The organism is Vibrio casei, from assembly GCF_002218025.2.
Lineage (GTDB): Bacteria > Pseudomonadota > Gammaproteobacteria > Enterobacterales > Vibrionaceae > Vibrio > Vibrio casei.
On record NZ_AP018680.1, the window covers coordinates 433,489 to 452,399 of the forward strand.

The 18,911-nt window shown below is 45.1% G+C and carries 7 protein-coding genes, 7 tRNA genes and 6 rRNA genes; all 20 read left to right on the forward strand.

Annotated elements, in window-relative coordinates:
• Nucleotides 1-110 precede the first annotated feature (110 nt).
• The gene (gene dusA / locus VCASEI_RS02140) at nt 111-1,121 is read left to right on the forward strand and encodes a tRNA dihydrouridine(20/20a) synthase DusA (protein WP_089110281.1); all 1,011 of its coding nucleotides are present in this window, start codon (nt 111-113) and stop codon (nt 1,119-1,121) included.
• Nucleotides 1,122-1,328: 207 nt separating this feature from the next.
• Nucleotides 1,329-1,541 (forward strand): envelope stress response protein PspG, encoded by a 213-nt coding sequence (locus VCASEI_RS02145; RefSeq protein ID WP_086962902.1) that lies wholly within the window; start codon nt 1,329-1,331, stop codon nt 1,539-1,541.
• Between the two features lie 40 nt (nt 1,542-1,581).
• Nucleotides 1,582-1,899: a porin family protein gene (locus VCASEI_RS02150; RefSeq protein WP_086962900.1), complete on the forward strand. Its 318-nt coding sequence runs from the start codon at nt 1,582-1,584 to the stop codon at nt 1,897-1,899.
• A gap of 137 nt (nt 1,900-2,036) precedes the next feature.
• Nucleotides 2,037-2,267 (forward strand): hypothetical protein, encoded by a 231-nt coding sequence (locus tag VCASEI_RS02155; protein ID WP_086962899.1) that lies wholly within the window; start codon nt 2,037-2,039, stop codon nt 2,265-2,267.
• A gap of 232 nt (nt 2,268-2,499) precedes the next feature.
• Complete coding sequence (locus VCASEI_RS02160; RefSeq protein ID WP_089110280.1) at nt 2,500-4,314, forward strand: assimilatory sulfite reductase (NADPH) flavoprotein subunit; 1,815 nt, start codon at nt 2,500-2,502, stop codon at nt 4,312-4,314.
• A complete protein-coding gene (cysI, locus tag VCASEI_RS02165; protein ID WP_086962896.1) occupies nt 4,314-6,041 on the forward strand; it encodes an assimilatory sulfite reductase (NADPH) hemoprotein subunit in 1,728 nt (575 codons plus the stop codon). The genes VCASEI_RS02160 and cysI overlap by 1 nt, the downstream gene beginning before the upstream one ends.
• The gene (locus VCASEI_RS02170) at nt 6,034-6,816 is read left to right on the forward strand and encodes a phosphoadenylyl-sulfate reductase (RefSeq protein ID WP_086962894.1); all 783 of its coding nucleotides are present in this window, start codon (nt 6,034-6,036) and stop codon (nt 6,814-6,816) included. The genes cysI and VCASEI_RS02170 overlap by 8 nt, the downstream gene beginning before the upstream one ends.
• 634 nt (nt 6,817-7,450) lie before the next feature.
• Nucleotides 7,451-9,007 (forward strand): 16S ribosomal RNA (locus VCASEI_RS02175).
• 70 nt (nt 9,008-9,077) lie between these two features.
• A tRNA-Ile gene (locus VCASEI_RS02180) sits at nt 9,078-9,154 on the forward strand.
• Between the two features lie 40 nt (nt 9,155-9,194).
• Nucleotides 9,195-9,270: transfer RNA gene (locus VCASEI_RS02185), tRNA-Ala, on the forward strand.
• A 307-nt stretch (nt 9,271-9,577) separates the two neighbouring features.
• A 23S ribosomal RNA gene (locus tag VCASEI_RS02190) occupies nt 9,578-12,465 on the forward strand.
• 141 nt (nt 12,466-12,606) lie between these two features.
• Nucleotides 12,607-12,722: ribosomal RNA gene (gene rrf, locus VCASEI_RS02195) — 5S ribosomal RNA — on the forward strand.
• Between the two features lie 380 nt (nt 12,723-13,102).
• A 16S ribosomal RNA gene (locus tag VCASEI_RS02200) occupies nt 13,103-14,659 on the forward strand.
• 91 nt (nt 14,660-14,750) lie between these two features.
• Nucleotides 14,751-14,826, forward strand: a tRNA-Glu gene (locus VCASEI_RS02205).
• A gap of 19 nt (nt 14,827-14,845) precedes the next feature.
• Nucleotides 14,846-14,921: transfer RNA gene (locus VCASEI_RS02210), tRNA-Lys, on the forward strand.
• Between the two features lie 43 nt (nt 14,922-14,964).
• Nucleotides 14,965-15,040, forward strand: a tRNA-Val gene (locus tag VCASEI_RS02215).
• A 354-nt stretch (nt 15,041-15,394) separates the two neighbouring features.
• Nucleotides 15,395-18,282 (forward strand): 23S ribosomal RNA (locus VCASEI_RS02220).
• A 141-nt stretch (nt 18,283-18,423) separates the two neighbouring features.
• Nucleotides 18,424-18,539 (forward strand): 5S ribosomal RNA (gene rrf, locus VCASEI_RS02225).
• Together the 16S, 23S and 5S rRNA genes with 7 tRNA genes alongside form the textbook arrangement of a ribosomal RNA operon.
• Before the next feature lie 30 nt (nt 18,540-18,569).
• A tRNA-Asp gene (locus VCASEI_RS02230) sits at nt 18,570-18,646 on the forward strand.
• Between the two features lie 69 nt (nt 18,647-18,715).
• Nucleotides 18,716-18,792: transfer RNA gene (locus VCASEI_RS02235), tRNA-Trp, on the forward strand.
• Nucleotides 18,793-18,911 lie beyond the last annotated feature (119 nt).

The window sequence follows — 18,911 nt, forward strand, 5'->3', positions numbered from 1 at the left end:
TGAGGCGTACCGATCTTCAAAATATAAGGTGTACCATAGGCGTACTATATAACGCAATTCATAGTAAATCAAAGCAACTCGTAGCAAGTAACTAAGAAGCCAAAACCTTTATGAAGCTAGATTCTACAAAGAAACCCAATGAATTCGTGATGCAGCGTTTTTCCATTGCACCCATGCTCGATTGGACTGATCGCCACTGCCGTTACTTCCATCGCTTATTATCTGAGCATACGTTGTTATACACCGAAATGGTCACAACTGGTGCGATTATTCATGGTAAAGGGGACTTTCTGCAATTTAGCCAGCAAGAACATCCGGTGGCTTTGCAACTTGGTGGTTCGAATCCTGTTGATTTAGCTCATTGTGCCAAGCTTGCCCAAGAGCGTGGTTATGATGAAGTGAACCTAAATGTGGGTTGTCCTTCAGATCGTGTACAAAATGGTAAATTTGGTGCGTGCTTAATGGCGGAACCTGAGCTGGTGGCTGATTGCATGGCAGCGATGCGTGAAGTGGTGGATATTCCGGTTACGGTAAAAACGCGTATTGGTATTGATGATCAAGATTCTTATGAATTTTTAACGCGCTTTATTGCTATGGTGAGTGAAAAGGGTGGCGTTGATCAATTTACTATCCATGCTCGTAAAGCTTGGCTAAGTGGATTAAGCCCCAAAGAGAACCGTGAGATTCCAGAGCTAGACTACCTTCGTGCGTATCAACTTAAGCAAGATTTTCCTGATTTAACCATTGCGATTAATGGTGGAGTGAAAACCATTGAGGATTCATTAACTCATTTAGAGCATCTTGACGGTGTGATGGTGGGGCGTGAAGCGTATCAAAATCCTTATTTGTTAGCCGAAGTCGATCAGAAAATATTTGGCAGTGATAAGCCAATTAAGAAACGTCGTCAGGTAGTACAAGAGATGTTGCCTTACATTGAACAAGAAATGGCTGCCGGCGCTAGCCTAGGTCATATCACTCGTCACATGCTAGGTTTATTCCAAGCAATGCCGGGGGCGCGTCAATGGCGTCGTTATATTAGTGAAAATGCGCATAAACCAGGCTCGGGAATTGAAGTGGTTGAAGCGGCTTTAGCTAAAATCCCTGCAGAGTTGGACGTATAGCGAAAGCGTATATTTGATTCTATGACCAATTAACTTAATACTGGTGAATTATACTAAAAATTAGTTAAATTCACCTTTTTTATTCATCATCGAATCCTTGTAAGTTATTGATATATTTTTTATTTTAAACTTTTGATTAGTTGGCTTGATAACTGCACTAAGCGTTAATATAAATAATTTGATGAGATTAGGCCTGAGGAAGGAAGTATGGTTGAGCTATTATTTGTTTTAATGTTTTTTGGCTTTTTGATGTTTACAGGTGTGACTATGGTTACGTTATTCCTCGCGATTGTTGTGTCGCTCTTGTTTGTCTTCGTGGTGAGTATGATTGGTGCGGTGATTAAATTATTGCCGTGGATTGTGATAGCGTTAATTGGTCTATATATTTATAAGCATTATAACAAGCCAAGTTCTTATTAATGGCTTGAAAGGCTGATTGAAATGGAATTTGGAGTTAACAATGAAAGCATGGATTTCGCTTAGCATAACTTTATTGATGCTAACGGCGGCAAGTGTGCAAGCTGAAACGATTTGGAATATGAAAATTGGTTCGGATTATTGGTGGACAACAAATAAAGTTGATGAAATAAAGTACCAAGGCGATAATTCTACCGCAGATGTTATGGCTGGCCTCGATTATGTTTTTAATTTAAGTTCGGTTGACTTTATTTTACGTGGCGGTTATCGAGTTATGGATTATTCATTTGATTACTTTGCTGGAGAGCCAGTAAAGGTGCGCGAGGAAGGTTTCTTTACAGGAATAGAACTCAATTTCTAAACGGAAAAAAATGCACCATTAAATACCGCTATTGATGGCGGTATTTTTTTATTCAAAATGTGACCCTTTTCTTAGCAGGATTATAAATTTGCGCCATGCTTAAAGTTCATGGTGTAAGTAACATGGAAGGGTGAACAATGACGGTCATTGAATTACGTCGTTTATATGAATCCAAGCAATTAATCGAAGCTATTATTGAATCTTCAGCTGAAGATGAAGACTGGATTGTGGAATTTCGCTACAGTCGAGGTGGCTTGGTATTGTTGACGGATGAAAATGGAAAAGAATGCCATTATCAAGATGTTGATGATGCATCTCGATCGGCTTTAGATGTAGGCTTTAAACAAGTTCGTATTGCCAATAAATAAATTATTGTTACTTAACAGTAAGGTGGTTTATCGTCCTTACTGTTTTGTTCCTTAACTATCTGCTTTTTTATATCCTTATTTCCAAAAAGTTATAAAACATACTTATCTATTCTTTCTCGCTATTAACCAGAATCGTTAATCTAATAGTACGAAGCAAATATAGTGTTATACCTAAAATACCCAAACTTGAATTTAAAAAAGAGTTGGGCCTAGATAGATAGGATGTCGTGACATGTTACTAAAGGATCTTTCCGCTCTGGCTAGTCCGCTGAATGACCAACAAATGGGCCAATTACAGCAGGCTATGTCTGAGCTATCACCACAACAACTTGCGTGGGTTAGTGGTTACTTTTGGGGAGTAAGCCAAACGGGCCAACCCTCAGCGGCGAATGCGCCACAATCTCAGCTTTCTGTGGCGGCTCAACCCGCTGGGAAATTGAGCATTATTTATGCCTCTCAAACGGGAAATGCAAAAGGCGTTGCGGAAGCTTTAAAAAATGAGGCAGATGCCAATGGTATTGCGGTTGAGTTATTTGATGCCAGTGATTATAAGGGCAAAAATTTAGCTAAAGAAACACATGTCATTATTGTCGCTTCTACCAATGGTGAAGGTGAAGCGCCCGATAATGCGCTCGAACTGCATGAATTCTTACAGTCGAAGAAAGCCCCTAAATTACCCCATTTGCAATATTCAGTTATTGCGCTTGGCGATTCTAGTTATGAGTTTTTTTGCCAAACGGGTAAAGATTTCGATACTTATTTAGGTAAGTTGGGCGCAACTGCATTTTTAGATCGTCTTGATTGTGATGTGGACTATGAAGCTCAAGCAACAGAGTGGCGTAAACAAGCATTAGAAAAAGTGAAAGAGACTTTAGTCACTACGGATGCGGAAGTGGTACAGCTTCCTGTTGGGCAGGCCGCGCGCGTAGAAAGCCAATGGAATAAACAAAATCCGTATACCGCGACATTATTGACGAGTCAAAAAATCACAGGCCGAGATTCAGGTAAAGATGTTCGTCACATTGAAATCGATCTGGATGGTTCCGGTATTACATATCAACCTGGTGACGCATTAGGTGTTTGGTATGAAAACGGCTCTGATTTGGTTTCGGCTATTTTAGATCAAGTTGGCTTATCGGGTATTGAAAGTATTGAACTGGATGGTGAAAGTTTATCCATTCATAGTGCTTTAGTGAGCAAATTCGAAATTACTTCATCTAACCCACAGTTTGTGACTAAGTATGTAGAGTTATCCGAGAGTAAGAAATTACTAAAGCTAGTGGAAGACAAAGATAAGCTTCGTGAATACTCGGGCAATACGCAGATTATTGATGTTCTAAGAGAGAAAAAAACACCGTTAACGGCGGAACAATTAGTAAGCCTATTACGTCGTTTGACACCTCGCTTATATTCTATTGCTTCTAGCCAAGCCGACGTTGAAGATGAAGTTCATTTAACAGTTGGCCTGGTTGAATATCCTCAAGGTGATGAAGCCCGATTTGGTGGTGCATCACATTATCTTACTCATCGCCTAGAAGAGGGGGATAACTTGAAAGTGTTCATTGAACACAATAATAACTTCAAGTTGCCACAAGATGAGAGTACTGCAGTCATCATGATTGGCCCTGGTACGGGAATTGCGCCTTTTCGTAGTTTTATTCAGGAGCGTGAAGCCAGAGATGCAGAAGGTAAGAACTGGTTGTTCTTTGGTGACCGAACCTTTACTCAAGATTTCTTATATCAAGTTGAATGGCAGAAATATCTGAAATCAGGTGTGTTAAATAAACTGGATGTGGCCTTTAGCCGTGACCAAGCACAAAAAGTGTATGTTCAAGATCGTATCTTAGAAAATGCAGCTGAAGTATGGCAATGGTTACAGCAAGGTGCTTATGTTTATGTGTGTGGTGATGCAAATCGCATGGCGAAAGATGTTCATAACGCATTAATAACTGTAGTAGAAGAGCAAGGTAAATTAGGTCGAGATCAAGCTGAAGAATTCATTAATGACCTACGTAAGGCGAAACGTTATCAAAGGGATGTGTACTAATGAGCACGAAAGAACAAGTTGTATTAGGTGAAGTATTAGGCCCACTTTCTGATGGTGAACGTTTAAAAGAAGAAAGTAATTTCTTACGTGGCACGATTGCAGAAGACTTACAAAACCCAATTACTGGGGCGGTTACTGGCGATAATTTCACATTGATTCGTTTTCACGGTATGTATTTACAAGATGATCGTGATATTCGAGCTGAGCGTGCTAAACAAAAACTAGAACCATTACATACTTTGATGGTACGAGCACGTTTACCCGCAGGCGTGATCACACCAACACAATGGCTTGGTGTTGATAAATGGGCTGATGAACATACTTTATATGGCAGTATCCGTTTAACCACACGTCAAACATTTCAATATCACGGTATTTTAAAACCAAATATTAAGAAAGTGCATAAGGCTTTACATTCTATTGGTATTGATACTATTGGTACTGCAGCAGATATGAATCGTAATGTACTTTGTACTGCTAACCCATATCAATCAGAAGTACATCAAGAAGCTTATGAATGGTCAAAGAAAATAAGTGAGCACTTTTTACCACATGCACGAGGCTATGCTGAAGTTTGGTTAGATGCTGAAAAAATTGATAGTACGGTTCAGGAAGAAGAACCTATATTAGGTCGGACTTATTTGCCTCGTAAATTTAAAACGACAATTGCTATTCCGCCACTTAATGATGTTGATGTGCATGGCAATGATTTAAATTTTGTGGCGATTGAAGAAAAAGGTAAGTTAATCGGCTTTAATGTGCTGGTGGGTGGTGGCCTCGCTATGACGCATGGTGACACATCGACTTATCCTCGTCGTGCTGATGATTTTGGCTTTATCCCAGCAGATCAAACTTTGGCTTTTGCGGAGGCGGTGGTAACAACTCAACGTGATTGGGGGAATCGATCTAATCGTAAAAATGCGAAAACCAAATATACATTAGATCGAGTTGGTATTGATGTATTTAAAGCAGAAGTAGAAAAACGTGCAGGTAGACAATTTGAAGCCAGTCGTCCTTATGAGTTTACAGAACGTGGTGATCGTATTGGTTGGTCGGAAGGTATCGATGGTAAACACTACTTATCACTATTTATTGAAAATGGCCGTATTTTAGATTACCCAGACAAGCCATTGAAAACTGGAATGGTAGAATTGGCTAAAGTGCATAAAGGTGATTTCCGTATTACTGCAAATCAAAACTTAATTATTGCTGGCGTCGTCGCCGACCAAAAAGCAGTGATTGAAAGTATTGCCGTAGCACACGGCTTGATGGATGTTTCTATCAGTGAGCAACGTAAGAACTCAATGGCTTGTGTGGCTTTTCCAACTTGCCCATTAGCAATGGCTGAAGCTGAACGTTTTCTACCTTCTTTTGTTACTAATGTTGAAGGGATTTTACAAAAACATCAGCTACCAAAAGAAGAAAGCATCATTTTACGTGTTACTGGTTGCCCAAATGGTTGTGGTCGAGCAATGTTGGCTGAAGTTGGATTAGTAGGTAAAGCACCAGGGCGTTATAATTTACACCTTGGCGGTAATCGAAGTGGTACCCGTGTACCTAAAATGTATAAAGAAAACATTACGGATAAACAAATCCTAGAAGAAATAGATAGTTTAATTGAGCGTTGGTCAAAAGAACGTACAGAAAAAGAAGCATTTGGGGATTTTGTTATTCGAGTCGGTATTATCGAAGAGGTCTTTATTTCTAAGAGGGATTTCTATGCATAACACTATTGAATCAAAGCTAGTTTTAAATGAATTACTCACTCTTAACAAAGTTGAACAAAGTTTAAAGTTGGCAGAAATAAATGTTTACCTTGAAGAACTAGATGCAAAGCAAAGAGTCATTTGGGCTTTAGAAAACTTGAATGGTGAGTTTGCTGTATCGTCAAGTTTTGGTATTCAAGCTGCAGTGATGCTTCATTTGGTAACTGAAGCAAAAGCTGATGTCCCTGTCATATTGACAGATACCGGTTATTTGTTTCCAGAAACATATCGGTTTATAGATGAGTTAACCCAACAATTAAATCTGAATTTAAAAGTATTTCGGGCAGAACAAAGTCCTAACTGGCAAGAAGCCCTGTATGGAAAATTATGGGAACAGGGCGTTGAGGGGATTGAAAAATACAATAAGATAAATAAAGTTGAACCAATGAGAAGAGCATTGAAAGAACTGAATGTATCAACGTGGTTCTCTGGCTTACGTCGAGAGCAGTCCAATACACGAAATCATCTACCTATTCTTGCTGTACAACATGGGGTGTTTAAATTCCTTCCAATTATCGATTGGAGTAATAAGCAAATACATCAATATTTAGAGCAGAATGGGTTGTCATATCATCCGTTATGGGATGAGGGGTACCTATCAGTAGGTGATACGCATACGACTCGAAAGTGGGAACCCGGTATGACAGAGGAAGAAACTCGCTTTTTTGGATTGAAAAGAGAGTGTGGACTTCATGAAGACGATGCTGAAGCTGAAAAAGATGGTTCAGGTATTTAATTTTCTAGTTATCTAGATAAATGAAAAAGGAAGGTTACCAGAAAAGGTAACCTTTTTTAATTTCTATAAGTAACAAAAATAATAACTCTGTGGATAAGTTGTGATTTTGTGTTGGGTAAAGTGGTATAAATAAATGGTTGAGTGTAAATTGAGCGCTTAACACTTATTTATGTGCTTTTTTGAAAAAAGAGCTTGCTAAGGTGATGATGATCTCTATAATGCGACCTCACTGACACGGAGCACACAGCCTAACGGCGCTGCGAGTCAGAGGTCAAAACCTTCTCAAAAAGGGTTAGGAAATAAGTTTCAAAAAGTGTTTGACACTGAAGCTTAAATGACTAAAATGACCGACCTGTTCACTGAGGCACAAGCCGAAAGAACAACGCTCTTTAACAATTTAAACCTATCAATCTGTGTGGGCACTCGTTGATGATAATCAAAAAGATTTATCAATGAACTGAGTGACCAATCGAGATTACTTCTCTTTTTATAAAGAGCTTAATCTTGGCACAGTCAATTCATTATCATTTCCTGCTGGGAAATGGTAATAAACTTTAAAGTTACTTTCTACCTCGGTAGAAATGAGTTTGAAGTCAGTAATCATTGAGCCGATGCGAAAGCATCAACAAAACTTTAATTGAAGAGTTTGATCATGGCTCAGATTGAACGCTGGCGGCAGGCCTAACACATGCAAGTCGAGCGGAAACGAGAAGGTGCTTGCACCTTCGGCGTCGAGCGGCGGACGGGTGAGTAATGCATAGGAAGTTGCCCTAACGAGGGGGATACCAGTTGGAAACGACTGTTAATACCGCATAATCTCCTTTCTGTTAAAGGAAAGAAGCAAAGCGGGGGACCTTCGGGCCTCGCGCGTTAGGATACGCCTATGTGGGATTAGCTAGTTGGTGAGGTAATGGCTCACCAAGGCGACGATCCCTAGCTGGTCTGAGAGGATGATCAGCCACACTGGGACTGAGACACGGCCCAGACTCCTACGGGAGGCAGCAGTGGGGAATATTGCACAATGGGCGAAAGCCTGATGCAGCCATGCCGCGTGTATGAAGAAGGCCTTCGGGTTGTAAAGTACTTTCAGTTGTGAGGAAGGTTTCGTCGTTAATAGCGGCGTTGCTTGACGTTAGCAACAGAAGAAGCACCGGCTAACTCCGTGCCAGCAGCCGCGGTAATACGGAGGGTGCGAGCGTTAATCGGAATTACTGGGCGTAAAGCGCATGCAGGTGGTTTGTTAAGTCAGATGTGAAAGCCCGGGGCTCAACCTCGGAAGGTCATTTGAAACTGGCAAACTAGAGTACTGTAGAGGGGGGTAGAATTTCAGGTGTAGCGGTGAAATGCGTAGAGATCTGAAGGAATACCAGTGGCGAAGGCGGCCCCCTGGACAGATACTGACACTCAGATGCGAAAGCGTGGGGAGCAAACAGGATTAGATACCCTGGTAGTCCACGCCGTAAACGATGTCTACTTGGAGGTTGTGGCCTTGAGCCGTGGCTTTCGGAGCTAACGCGTTAAGTAGACCGCCTGGGGAGTACGGTCGCAAGATTAAAACTCAAATGAATTGACGGGGGCCCGCACAAGCGGTGGAGCATGTGGTTTAATTCGATGCAACGCGAAGAACCTTACCTACTCTTGACATCCAGAGAAACCAGTAGAGATACAGGTGTGCCTTCGGGAACTCTGAGACAGGTGCTGCATGGCTGTCGTCAGCTCGTGTTGTGAAATGTTGGGTTAAGTCCCGCAACGAGCGCAACCCTTATCCTTGTTTGCCAGCGAGTAATGTCGGGAACTCCAGGGAGACTGCCGGTGATAAACCGGAGGAAGGTGGGGACGACGTCAAGTCATCATGGCCCTTACGAGTAGGGCTACACACGTGCTACAATGGCGCATACAGAGGGCAGCGAACTTGCGAAAGTAAGCGAATCCCAAAAAGTGCGTCGTAGTCCGGATTGGAGTCTGCAACTCGACTCCATGAAGTCGGAATCGCTAGTAATCGTGGATCAGAATGCCACGGTGAATACGTTCCCGGGCCTTGTACACACCGCCCGTCACACCATGGGAGTGGGCTGCAAAAGAAGTAGGTAGTTTAACCTTCGGGAGGACGCTTACCACTTTGTGGTTCATGACTGGGGTGAAGTCGTAACAAGGTAGCCCTAGGGGAACCTGGGGCTGGATCACCTCCTTACGAAAGATTTATTATTGATGAGTACCCACACAGATTGATTAGGTTTATAAAAGTTAAGAGTTTTAATGTTGGGTCTGTAGCTCAGCTGGTTAGAGCGCTCGCCTGATAAGCGGGAGGTCGGTGGTTCAAGTCCACTCAGACCCACCAATTTTCTTTCGAAAAGTTGGTCAACATTAAAAAACAAGATGGGGCTATAGCTCAGCTGGGAGAGCGCCTGCCTTGCACGCAGGAGGTCTGCGGTTCGATCCCGCATAGCTCCACCATCTTTAAATGTTTTTACTAAGAATGTTTAAACATGGTTACCTCGAAAGAGGCTTAACTTGCTCTTTAACAATTTGGAAAGCTGACTAGATAAACATTTATTGTTTATCTTAATAAAAGTTCTCAAATCTCATTACTTGCTTGCAAGTGATGAGTAACAACACACATTCAAGTGTCTTGTATTCTACAAACCAGTAATGGTTTGTTCTATTGAGTCCGGCAAATCGTTTATTTTGGATTACCCTCCAAAATAAACAAAAACTAAACCTTATTTAGTTGAACATACATAAAGACCCTTTTGGGTTGTATGGTTAAGTGAATAAGCGTACACGGTGGATGCCTAGGCAGTCAGAGGCGATGAAGGACGTATTAACTTGCGATAAGCGTAGATTAGGCAGTAAAAGCCACTTGAGTCTACGATTTCCGAATGGGGAAACCCACGTGCATAAGCACGTATTATTAACTCAATACATAGGTTAATAAAGCGAACCGGGGGAACTGAAACATCTAAGTACCCCGAGGAAGAGAAATCAACCGAGATTCCGAAAGTAGCGGCGAGCGAAATTGGATTAGCCCTTAAGCTTTATATGCGTCAGGTGAAGGCTCTGGAAAGTGCCGCGATACAGGGTGATAGCCCCGTAACCGACAACGCATACTAAGTGAAAACGAGTAAGGCGGGACACGTGATATCCTGTCTGAACATGGGGGGACCATCCTCCAAGGCTAAATACTCCTGACTGACCGATAGTGAACCAGTACCGTGAGGGAAAGGCGAAAAGAACCCCTGTGAGGGGAGTGAAATAGAACCTGAAACCGTGTACGTACAAGCAGTAGGAGCACCTTCGTGGTGTGACTGCGTACCTTTTGTATAATGGGTCAGCGACTTATATTTAGTAGCAAGGTTAACCGTATAGGGGAGCCGTAGGGAAACCGAGTCTTAACTGGGCGTCGAGTTGCTAGGTATAGACCCGAAACCAGGTGATCTAGCCATGGGCAGGTTGAAGATTGAGTAACATCAATTGGAGGACCGAACCGACTAATGTTGAAAAATTAGCGGATGACTTGTGGCTAGGGGTGAAAGGCCAATCAAACCTGGAGATAGCTGGTTCTCCCCGAAAGCTATTTAGGTAGCGCCTCGGACGAATACTACTGGGGGTAGAGCACTGTTAAGGCTAGGGGGTCATCCCGACTTACCAACCCTTTGCAAACTCCGAATACCAGTAAGTACTATCCGGGAGACACACGGCGGGTGCTAACGTCCGTCGTGGAGAGGGAAACAACCCAGACCGCCAGCTAAGGTCCCAAAGTATAGCTAAGTGGGAAACGATGTGGGAAGGCTCAGACAGCCAGGATGTTGGCTTAGAAGCAGCCATCATTTAAAGAAAGCGTAATAGCTCACTGGTCGAGTCGGCCTGCGCGGAAGATGTAACGGGGCTAAGCTATACACCGAAGCTGCGGCATCCTAGTTTACTAGGATGGGTAGGGGAGCGTTCTGTAAGCCGTTGAAGGTGAACTGAGAAGTTTGCTGGAGGTATCAGAAGTGCGAATGCTGACATGAGTAACGATAAAGGGAGTGAAAAACTCCCTCGCCGGAAGACCAAGGGTTCCTGTCCAACGTTAATCGGGGCAGGGTAAGTCGACCCCTAAGGCGAGGCTGAAAAGCGTAGTCGATGGGAAACGGGTTAATATTCCCGTACTTCTTATAAATGCGATGGGGGGACGGAGAAGGCTAGGTGGGCCTGGCGATGGTTGTCCAGGTTCAAGTGCGTAGGCTAATTTCTTAGGTAAATCCGGGAAATTGTTAGGCTGAGACACGATGTCGAGCTACTACGGTAGTGAAGTCATTGATGCCATGCTTCCAGGAAAAGCCTCTAAGCTTCAGTTTGTAAGAAATCGTACCCCAAACCGACACAGGTGGTCGGGTAGAGAATACCAAGGCGCTTGAGAGAACTCGGGTGAAGGAACTAGGCAAAATGGTACCGTAACTTCGGGAGAAGGTACGCTCTTGTTGGTGATGAGACTTGCTCTCTAAGCTGACGGGAGTCGCAGATACCAGGTGGCTGCAACTGTTTATTAAAAACACAGCACTGTGCAAAATCGTAAGATGACGTATACGGTGTGACGCCTGCCCGGTGCCGGAAGGTTAATTGATGGGGTTATCTTCGGAGAAGCTCTTGATCGAAGCCCCGGTAAACGGCGGCCGTAACTATAACGGTCCTAAGGTAGCGAAATTCCTTGTCGGGTAAGTTCCGACCTGCACGAATGGCGTAATGATGGCCACGCTGTCTCCACCCGAGACTCAGTGAAATTGAAATCGCTGTGAAGATGCAGTGTACCCGCGGCTAGACGGAAAGACCCCGTGAACCTTTACTACAGCTTGGCACTGAACATTGACCCTACATGTGTAGGATAGGTGGGAGACTTTGAAGCATTCACGCCAGTGGATGTGGAGTCAACCTTGAAATACCACCCTTGTAGTGTTGATGTTCTAACTTAGCCCCATTATCTGGGGTGAGGACAGTGCCTGGTGGGTAGTTTGACTGGGGCGGTCTCCTCCCAAAGAGTAACGGAGGAGCACGAAGGTGGGCTAAACACGGTTGGACATCGTGTGGTTAGTGCAATGGCATAAGCCCGCTTGACTGCGAGAATGACAATTCGAGCAGGTGCGAAAGCAGGTCATAGTGATCCGGTGGTTCTGAATGGAAGGGCCATCGCTCAACGGATAAAAGGTACTCCGGGGATAACAGGCTGATACCGCCCAAGAGTTCATATCGACGGCGGTGTTTGGCACCTCGATGTCGGCTCATCACATCCTGGGGCTGAAGTCGGTCCCAAGGGTATGGCTGTTCGCCATTTAAAGTGGTACGCGAGCTGGGTTTAGAACGTCGTGAGACAGTTCGGTCCCTATCTGCCGTGGGCGTTGGAAGATTGAAGGGGGCTGCTCCTAGTACGAGAGGACCGGAGTGGACGAACCTCTGGTGTTCGGGTTGTCATGCCAATGGCATTGCCCGGTAGCTAAGTTCGGAATCGATAAGTGCTGAAAGCATCTAAGCACGAAGCGAGCCCTGAGATGAGTCTTCCCTGGCGCTTTAAGCGTCCTAAAGGGTTGTCGGAGACTACGACGTTGATAGGTTGGGTGTGTAAGCGCTGCGAGGCGTTGAGCTAACCAATACTAATTGCCCGTGAGGCTTAACCATACAACACCTAAAGGGTTTTGGCTGGACTGAATAGAGTAAGAAATACGAATAGATACTTGAATGACGTGTTGAGAACGAGTTAGAGATAACAGCAGCTTTCCGAATTAAGTTAAACGCTTATGCGTTTAACGAAAGAATTTGCTTGGCGACCATAGCGCTTTGGACCCACCTGATTCCATGCCGAACTCAGAAGTGAAACGAAGTAGCGCCGATGGTAGTGTGGGGTTTCCCCATGTGAGAGTAGGACATCGCCAGGCTTTGAATTTATGCCTTTATCTATAACTGGCATTTGATTTTACTTTTAATAGTAAAATCAAGATAGCATTTTAATTAAAATGCTATCTTGATTTGAAACTGCTCTTTAACAATTTAAACCTATCAATCTGTGTGGGCACTCGTTGATGATAATCAAAAAGAATTATCAATGAACTGAGTGACCAAACGGCTATTAATAAGAACAGCTTTGAGCTTGTTTGATTTCACTTTTTAAAGTGAAAGTAATAATAGCGGCACAGTCAATTCATTATCATTTCCTGCTGGGAAATGATAATAAACTTTAAAGTTACTTCTTCTTTTTAAGAAGAATAAGTTTGAAGTCAGTAATCATTGAGCCGATGCGAAAGCATCAACAAAACTTTAATTGAAGAGTTTGATCATGGCTCAGATTGAACGCTGGCGGCAGGCCTAACACATGCAAGTCGAGCGGAAACGAGAAGTAGCTTGCTACTTCGGCGTCGAGCGGCGGACGGGTGAGTAATGCATAGGAAGTTGCCCTAACGAGGGGGATACCAGTTGGAAACGACTGTTAATACCGCATAATCTCCTTTCTGTTAAAGGAAAGAAGCAAAGCGGGGGACCTTCGGGCCTCGCGCGTTAGGATACGCCTATGTGGGATTAGCTAGTTGGTGAGGTAATGGCTCACCAAGGCGACGATCCCTAGCTGGTCTGAGAGGATGATCAGCCACACTGGGACTGAGACACGGCCCAGACTCCTACGGGAGGCAGCAGTGGGGAATATTGCACAATGGGCGAAAGCCTGATGCAGCCATGCCGCGTGTATGAAGAAGGCCTTCGGGTTGTAAAGTACTTTCAGTTGTGAGGAAGGTTTCGTCGTTAATAGCGGCGTTGCTTGACGTTAGCAACAGAAGAAGCACCGGCTAACTCCGTGCCAGCAGCCGCGGTAATACGGAGGGTGCGAGCGTTAATCGGAATTACTGGGCGTAAAGCGCATGCAGGTGGTTTGTTAAGTCAGATGTGAAAGCCCGGGGCTCAACCTCGGAAGGTCATTTGAAACTGGCAAACTAGAGTACTGTAGAGGGGGGTAGAATTTCAGGTGTAGCGGTGAAATGCGTAGAGATCTGAAGGAATACCAGTGGCGAAGGCGGCCCCCTGGACAGATACTGACACTCAGATGCGAAAGCGTGGGGAGCAAACAGGATTAGATACCCTGGTAGTCCACGCCGTAAACGATGTCTACTTGGAGGTTGTGGCCTTGAGCCGTGGCTTTCGGAGCTAACGCGTTAAGTAGACCGCCTGGGGAGTACGGTCGCAAGATTAAAACTCAAATGAATTGACGGGGGCCCGCACAAGCGGTGGAGCATGTGGTTTAATTCGATGCAACGCGAAGAACCTTACCTACTCTTGACATCCAGAGAAACCAGTAGAGATACAGGTGTGCCTTCGGGAACTCTGAGACAGGTGCTGCATGGCTGTCGTCAGCTCGTGTTGTGAAATGTTGGGTTAAGTCCCGCAACGAGCGCAACCCTTATCCTTGTTTGCCAGCGAGTAATGTCGGGAACTCCAGGGAGACTGCCGGTGATAAACCGGAGGAAGGTGGGGACGACGTCAAGTCATCATGGCCCTTACGAGTAGGGCTACACACGTGCTACAATGGCGCATACAGAGGGCAGCGAACTTGCGAAAGTAAGCGAATCCCAAAAAGTGCGTCGTAGTCCGGATTGGAGTCTGCAACTCGACTCCATGAAGTCGGAATCGCTAGTAATCGTGGATCAGAATGCCACGGTGAATACGTTCCCGGGCCTTGTACACACCGCCCGTCACACCATGGGAGTGGGCTGCAAAAGAAGTAGGTAGTTTAACCTTCGGGAGGACGCTTACCACTTTGTGGTTCATGACTGGGGTGAAGTCGTAACAAGGTAGCCCTAGGGGAACCTGGGGCTGGATCACCTCCTTACGAAAGATTTATTATTGATGAGTACCCACACAGATTGATTAGGTTTATATAGAAAAGAGTTTGAAAGCATCCCAATGCTTTCACCGTCCGTGTCCCGTTCGTCTAGAGGCCTAGGACACCGCCCTTTCACGGCGGTAACAGGGGTTCGACTCCCCTACGGGATACCATCTTCTTTAATGAAGATCTGGGTCGTTAGCTCAGTTGGTAGAGCAGTTGACTTTTAATCAATTGGTCGCAGGTTCGAATCCTGCACGACCCACCATTTCCTCCCACGGAAATGCTTACTTTAGGTAAGAAAACAATGTGGGCGATTAGCTCAGTTGGGAGAGCACCTGCCTTACAAGCAGGGGGTCACTGGTTCGAGCCCGGTATCGCCCACCACTCTTTAAATACTTTTACGATGCTTCGCATCCAATAACTACTTTGGATGGGAATTTTTGTCGCCAAGAGTCTTTAAAAAGTGGTTTGTTTGAAAAGAATAAACTCTTGCTCTTTAACAATTTGGAAAGCTGACTAGATAAACATTTACTGTTTATCTTAATAAAAGTTCTCAAATCTTATTGCTTGCTTGCAAGTAATAAGTAACAACACACATTCAAGTGTCTTGTATTCTACAAACCAGTAATGGTTTGTTCTATTGAGTCCGGCAAATCGTTTATTTTGGATTACCCTCCAAAATAAACAAAAACTAAACCTTATTTAGTTGACATACATAAAGACCCTTTTGGGTTGTATGGTTAAGTGAATAAGCGTACACGGTGGATGCCTAGGCAGTCAGAGGCGATGAAGGACGTATTAACTTGCGATAAGCGTAGATTAGGCAGTAAAAGCCACTTGAGTCTACGATTTCCGAATGGGGAAACCCACGTGCATAAGCACGTATTATTAACTCAATACATAGGTTAATAAAGCGAACCGGGGGAACTGAAACATCTAAGTACCCCGAGGAAGAGAAATCAACCGAGATTCCGAAAGTAGCGGCGAGCGAAATTGGATTAGCCCTTAAGCTTTATATGCGTCAGGTGAAGGCTCTGGAAAGTGCCGCGATACAGGGTGATAGCCCCGTAACCGACAACGCATACTAAGTGAAAACGAGTAAGGCGGGACACGTGATATCCTGTCTGAACATGGGGGGACCATCCTCCAAGGCTAAATACTCCTGACTGACCGATAGTGAACCAGTACCGTGAGGGAAAGGCGAAAAGAACCCCTGTGAGGGGAGTGAAATAGAACCTGAAACCGTGTACGTACAAGCAGTAGGAGCACCTTCGTGGTGTGACTGCGTACCTTTTGTATAATGGGTCAGCGACTTATATTTAGTAGCAAGGTTAACCGTATAGGGGAGCCGTAGGGAAACCGAGTCTTAACTGGGCGTCGAGTTGCTAGGTATAGACCCGAAACCAGGTGATCTAGCCATGGGCAGGTTGAAGATTGAGTAACATCAATTGGAGGACCGAACCGACTAATGTTGAAAAATTAGCGGATGACTTGTGGCTAGGGGTGAAAGGCCAATCAAACCTGGAGATAGCTGGTTCTCCCCGAAAGCTATTTAGGTAGCGCCTCGGACGAATACTACTGGGGGTAGAGCACTGTTAAGGCTAGGGGGTCATCCCGACTTACCAACCCTTTGCAAACTCCGAATACCAGTAAGTACTATCCGGGAGACACACGGCGGGTGCTAACGTCCGTCGTGGAGAGGGAAACAACCCAGACCGCCAGCTAAGGTCCCAAAGTATAGCTAAGTGGGAAACGATGTGGGAAGGCTCAGACAGCCAGGATGTTGGCTTAGAAGCAGCCATCATTTAAAGAAAGCGTAATAGCTCACTGGTCGAGTCGGCCTGCGCGGAAGATGTAACGGGGCTAAGCTATACACCGAAGCTGCGGCATCCTAGTTTACTAGGATGGGTAGGGGAGCGTTCTGTAAGCCGTTGAAGGTGAACTGAGAAGTTTGCTGGAGGTATCAGAAGTGCGAATGCTGACATGAGTAACGATAAAGGGAGTGAAAAACTCCCTCGCCGGAAGACCAAGGGTTCCTGTCCAACGTTAATCGGGGCAGGGTAAGTCGACCCCTAAGGCGAGGCTGAAAAGCGTAGTCGATGGGAAACGGGTTAATATTCCCGTACTTCTTATAAATGCGATGGGGGGACGGAGAAGGCTAGGTGGGCCTGGCGATGGTTGTCCAGGTTCAAGTGCGTAGGCTAATTTCTTAGGTAAATCCGGGAAATTGTTAGGCTGAGACACGATGTCGAGCTACTACGGTAGTGAAGTCATTGATGCCATGCTTCCAGGAAAAGCCTCTAAGCTTCAGTTTGTAAGAAATCGTACCCCAAACCGACACAGGTGGTCGGGTAGAGAATACCAAGGCGCTTGAGAGAACTCGGGTGAAGGAACTAGGCAAAATGGTACCGTAACTTCGGGAGAAGGTACGCTCTTGTTGGTGATGAGACTTGCTCTCTAAGCTGACGGGAGTCGCAGATACCAGGTGGCTGCAACTGTTTATTAAAAACACAGCACTGTGCAAAATCGTAAGATGACGTATACGGTGTGACGCCTGCCCGGTGCCGGAAGGTTAATTGATGGGGTTATCTTCGGAGAAGCTCTTGATCGAAGCCCCGGTAAACGGCGGCCGTAACTATAACGGTCCTAAGGTAGCGAAATTCCTTGTCGGGTAAGTTCCGACCTGCACGAATGGCGTAATGATGGCCACGCTGTCTCCACCCGAGACTCAGTGAAATTGAAATCGCTGTGAAGATGCAGTGTACCCGCGGCTAGACGGAAAGACCCCGTGAACCTTTACTACAGCTTGGCACTGAACATTGACCCTACATGTGTAGGATAGGTGGGAGACTTTGAAGCATTCACGCCAGTGGATGTGGAGTCAACCTTGAAATACCACCCTTGTAGTGTTGATGTTCTAACTTAGCCCCATTATCTGGGGTGAGGACAGTGCCTGGTGGGTAGTTTGACTGGGGCGGTCTCCTCCCAAAGAGTAACGGAGGAGCACGAAGGTGGGCTAAACACGGTTGGACATCGTGTGGTTAGTGCAATGGCATAAGCCCGCTTGACTGCGAGAATGACAATTCGAGCAGGTGCGAAAGCAGGTCATAGTGATCCGGTGGTTCTGAATGGAAGGGCCATCGCTCAACGGATAAAAGGTACTCCGGGGATAACAGGCTGATACCGCCCAAGAGTTCATATCGACGGCGGTGTTTGGCACCTCGATGTCGGCTCATCACATCCTGGGGCTGAAGTCGGTCCCAAGGGTATGGCTGTTCGCCATTTAAAGTGGTACGCGAGCTGGGTTTAGAACGTCGTGAGACAGTTCGGTCCCTATCTGCCGTGGGCGTTGGAAGATTGAAGGGGGCTGCTCCTAGTACGAGAGGACCGGAGTGGACGAACCTCTGGTGTTCGGGTTGTCATGCCAATGGCATTGCCCGGTAGCTAAGTTCGGAATCGATAAGTGCTGAAAGCATCTAAGCACGAAGCGAGCCCTGAGATGAGTCTTCCCTGGCGCTTTAAGCGTCCTAAAGGGTTGTCGGAGACTACGACGTTGATAGGTTGGGTGTGTAAGCGCTGCGAGGCGTTGAGCTAACCAATACTAATTGCCCGTGAGGCTTAACCATACAACACCTAAAGGGTTTTGGCTGGACTGAATAGAGTAAGAAATACGAATAGATACTTGAATGACGTGTTGAGAACGAGTTAGAGATAACAGCAGCTTTCCGAATTAAGTTAAACGCTTATGCGTTTAACGAAAGAATTTGCTTGGCGACCATAGCGCTTTGGACCCACCTGATTCCATGCCGAACTCAGAAGTGAAACGAAGTAGCGCCGATGGTAGTGTGGGGTTTCCCCATGTGAGAGTAGGACATCGCCAGGCTTTAAATTTAGTTTACTGAATAGACACTGCGGAGTGGTAGTTCAGTTGGTTAGAATACCGGCCTGTCACGCCGGGGGTCGCGGGTTCGAGTCCCGTCCACTCCGCCACTTATTCTTCAATTTTGAAAAAGACAATTTACTTTACTAGCCAATATAAAGTAATATAAACAAAGTTTTAGGGGTGTAGCTCCAATTGGCAGAGCAGCGGATTCCAAATCCGCGTGTTGGGAGTTCGAATCTCTCCACCCCTGCCATATTAGGCCTTAGCAGAAATGCTAAGGCCTTTTTTGTATTTGAATCTCCTACGTTTAGATTACAAGACAATCTCACTTTTGCCAGTGATTATTTTTCGACGGGATTACCATAATTCTTT

Coding starts and splice junctions, on each gene's coding strand:
- dusA (WP_089110281.1), top strand. CDS start 111: ATGAAGCTAGATTCTACAAAGAAACCCAATGAATTCGTGATGCAGCGT.
- VCASEI_RS02145 (WP_086962902.1), top strand. CDS start 1,329: ATGGTTGAGCTATTATTTGTTTTAATGTTTTTTGGCTTTTTGATGTTT.
- VCASEI_RS02150 (WP_086962900.1), top strand. CDS start 1,582: ATGAAAGCATGGATTTCGCTTAGCATAACTTTATTGATGCTAACGGCG.
- VCASEI_RS02155 (WP_086962899.1), top strand. CDS start 2,037: ATGACGGTCATTGAATTACGTCGTTTATATGAATCCAAGCAATTAATC.
- VCASEI_RS02160 (WP_089110280.1), top strand. CDS start 2,500: ATGTTACTAAAGGATCTTTCCGCTCTGGCTAGTCCGCTGAATGACCAA.
- cysI (WP_086962896.1), top strand. CDS start 4,314: ATGAGCACGAAAGAACAAGTTGTATTAGGTGAAGTATTAGGCCCACTT.
- VCASEI_RS02170 (WP_086962894.1), top strand. CDS start 6,034: ATGCATAACACTATTGAATCAAAGCTAGTTTTAAATGAATTACTCACT.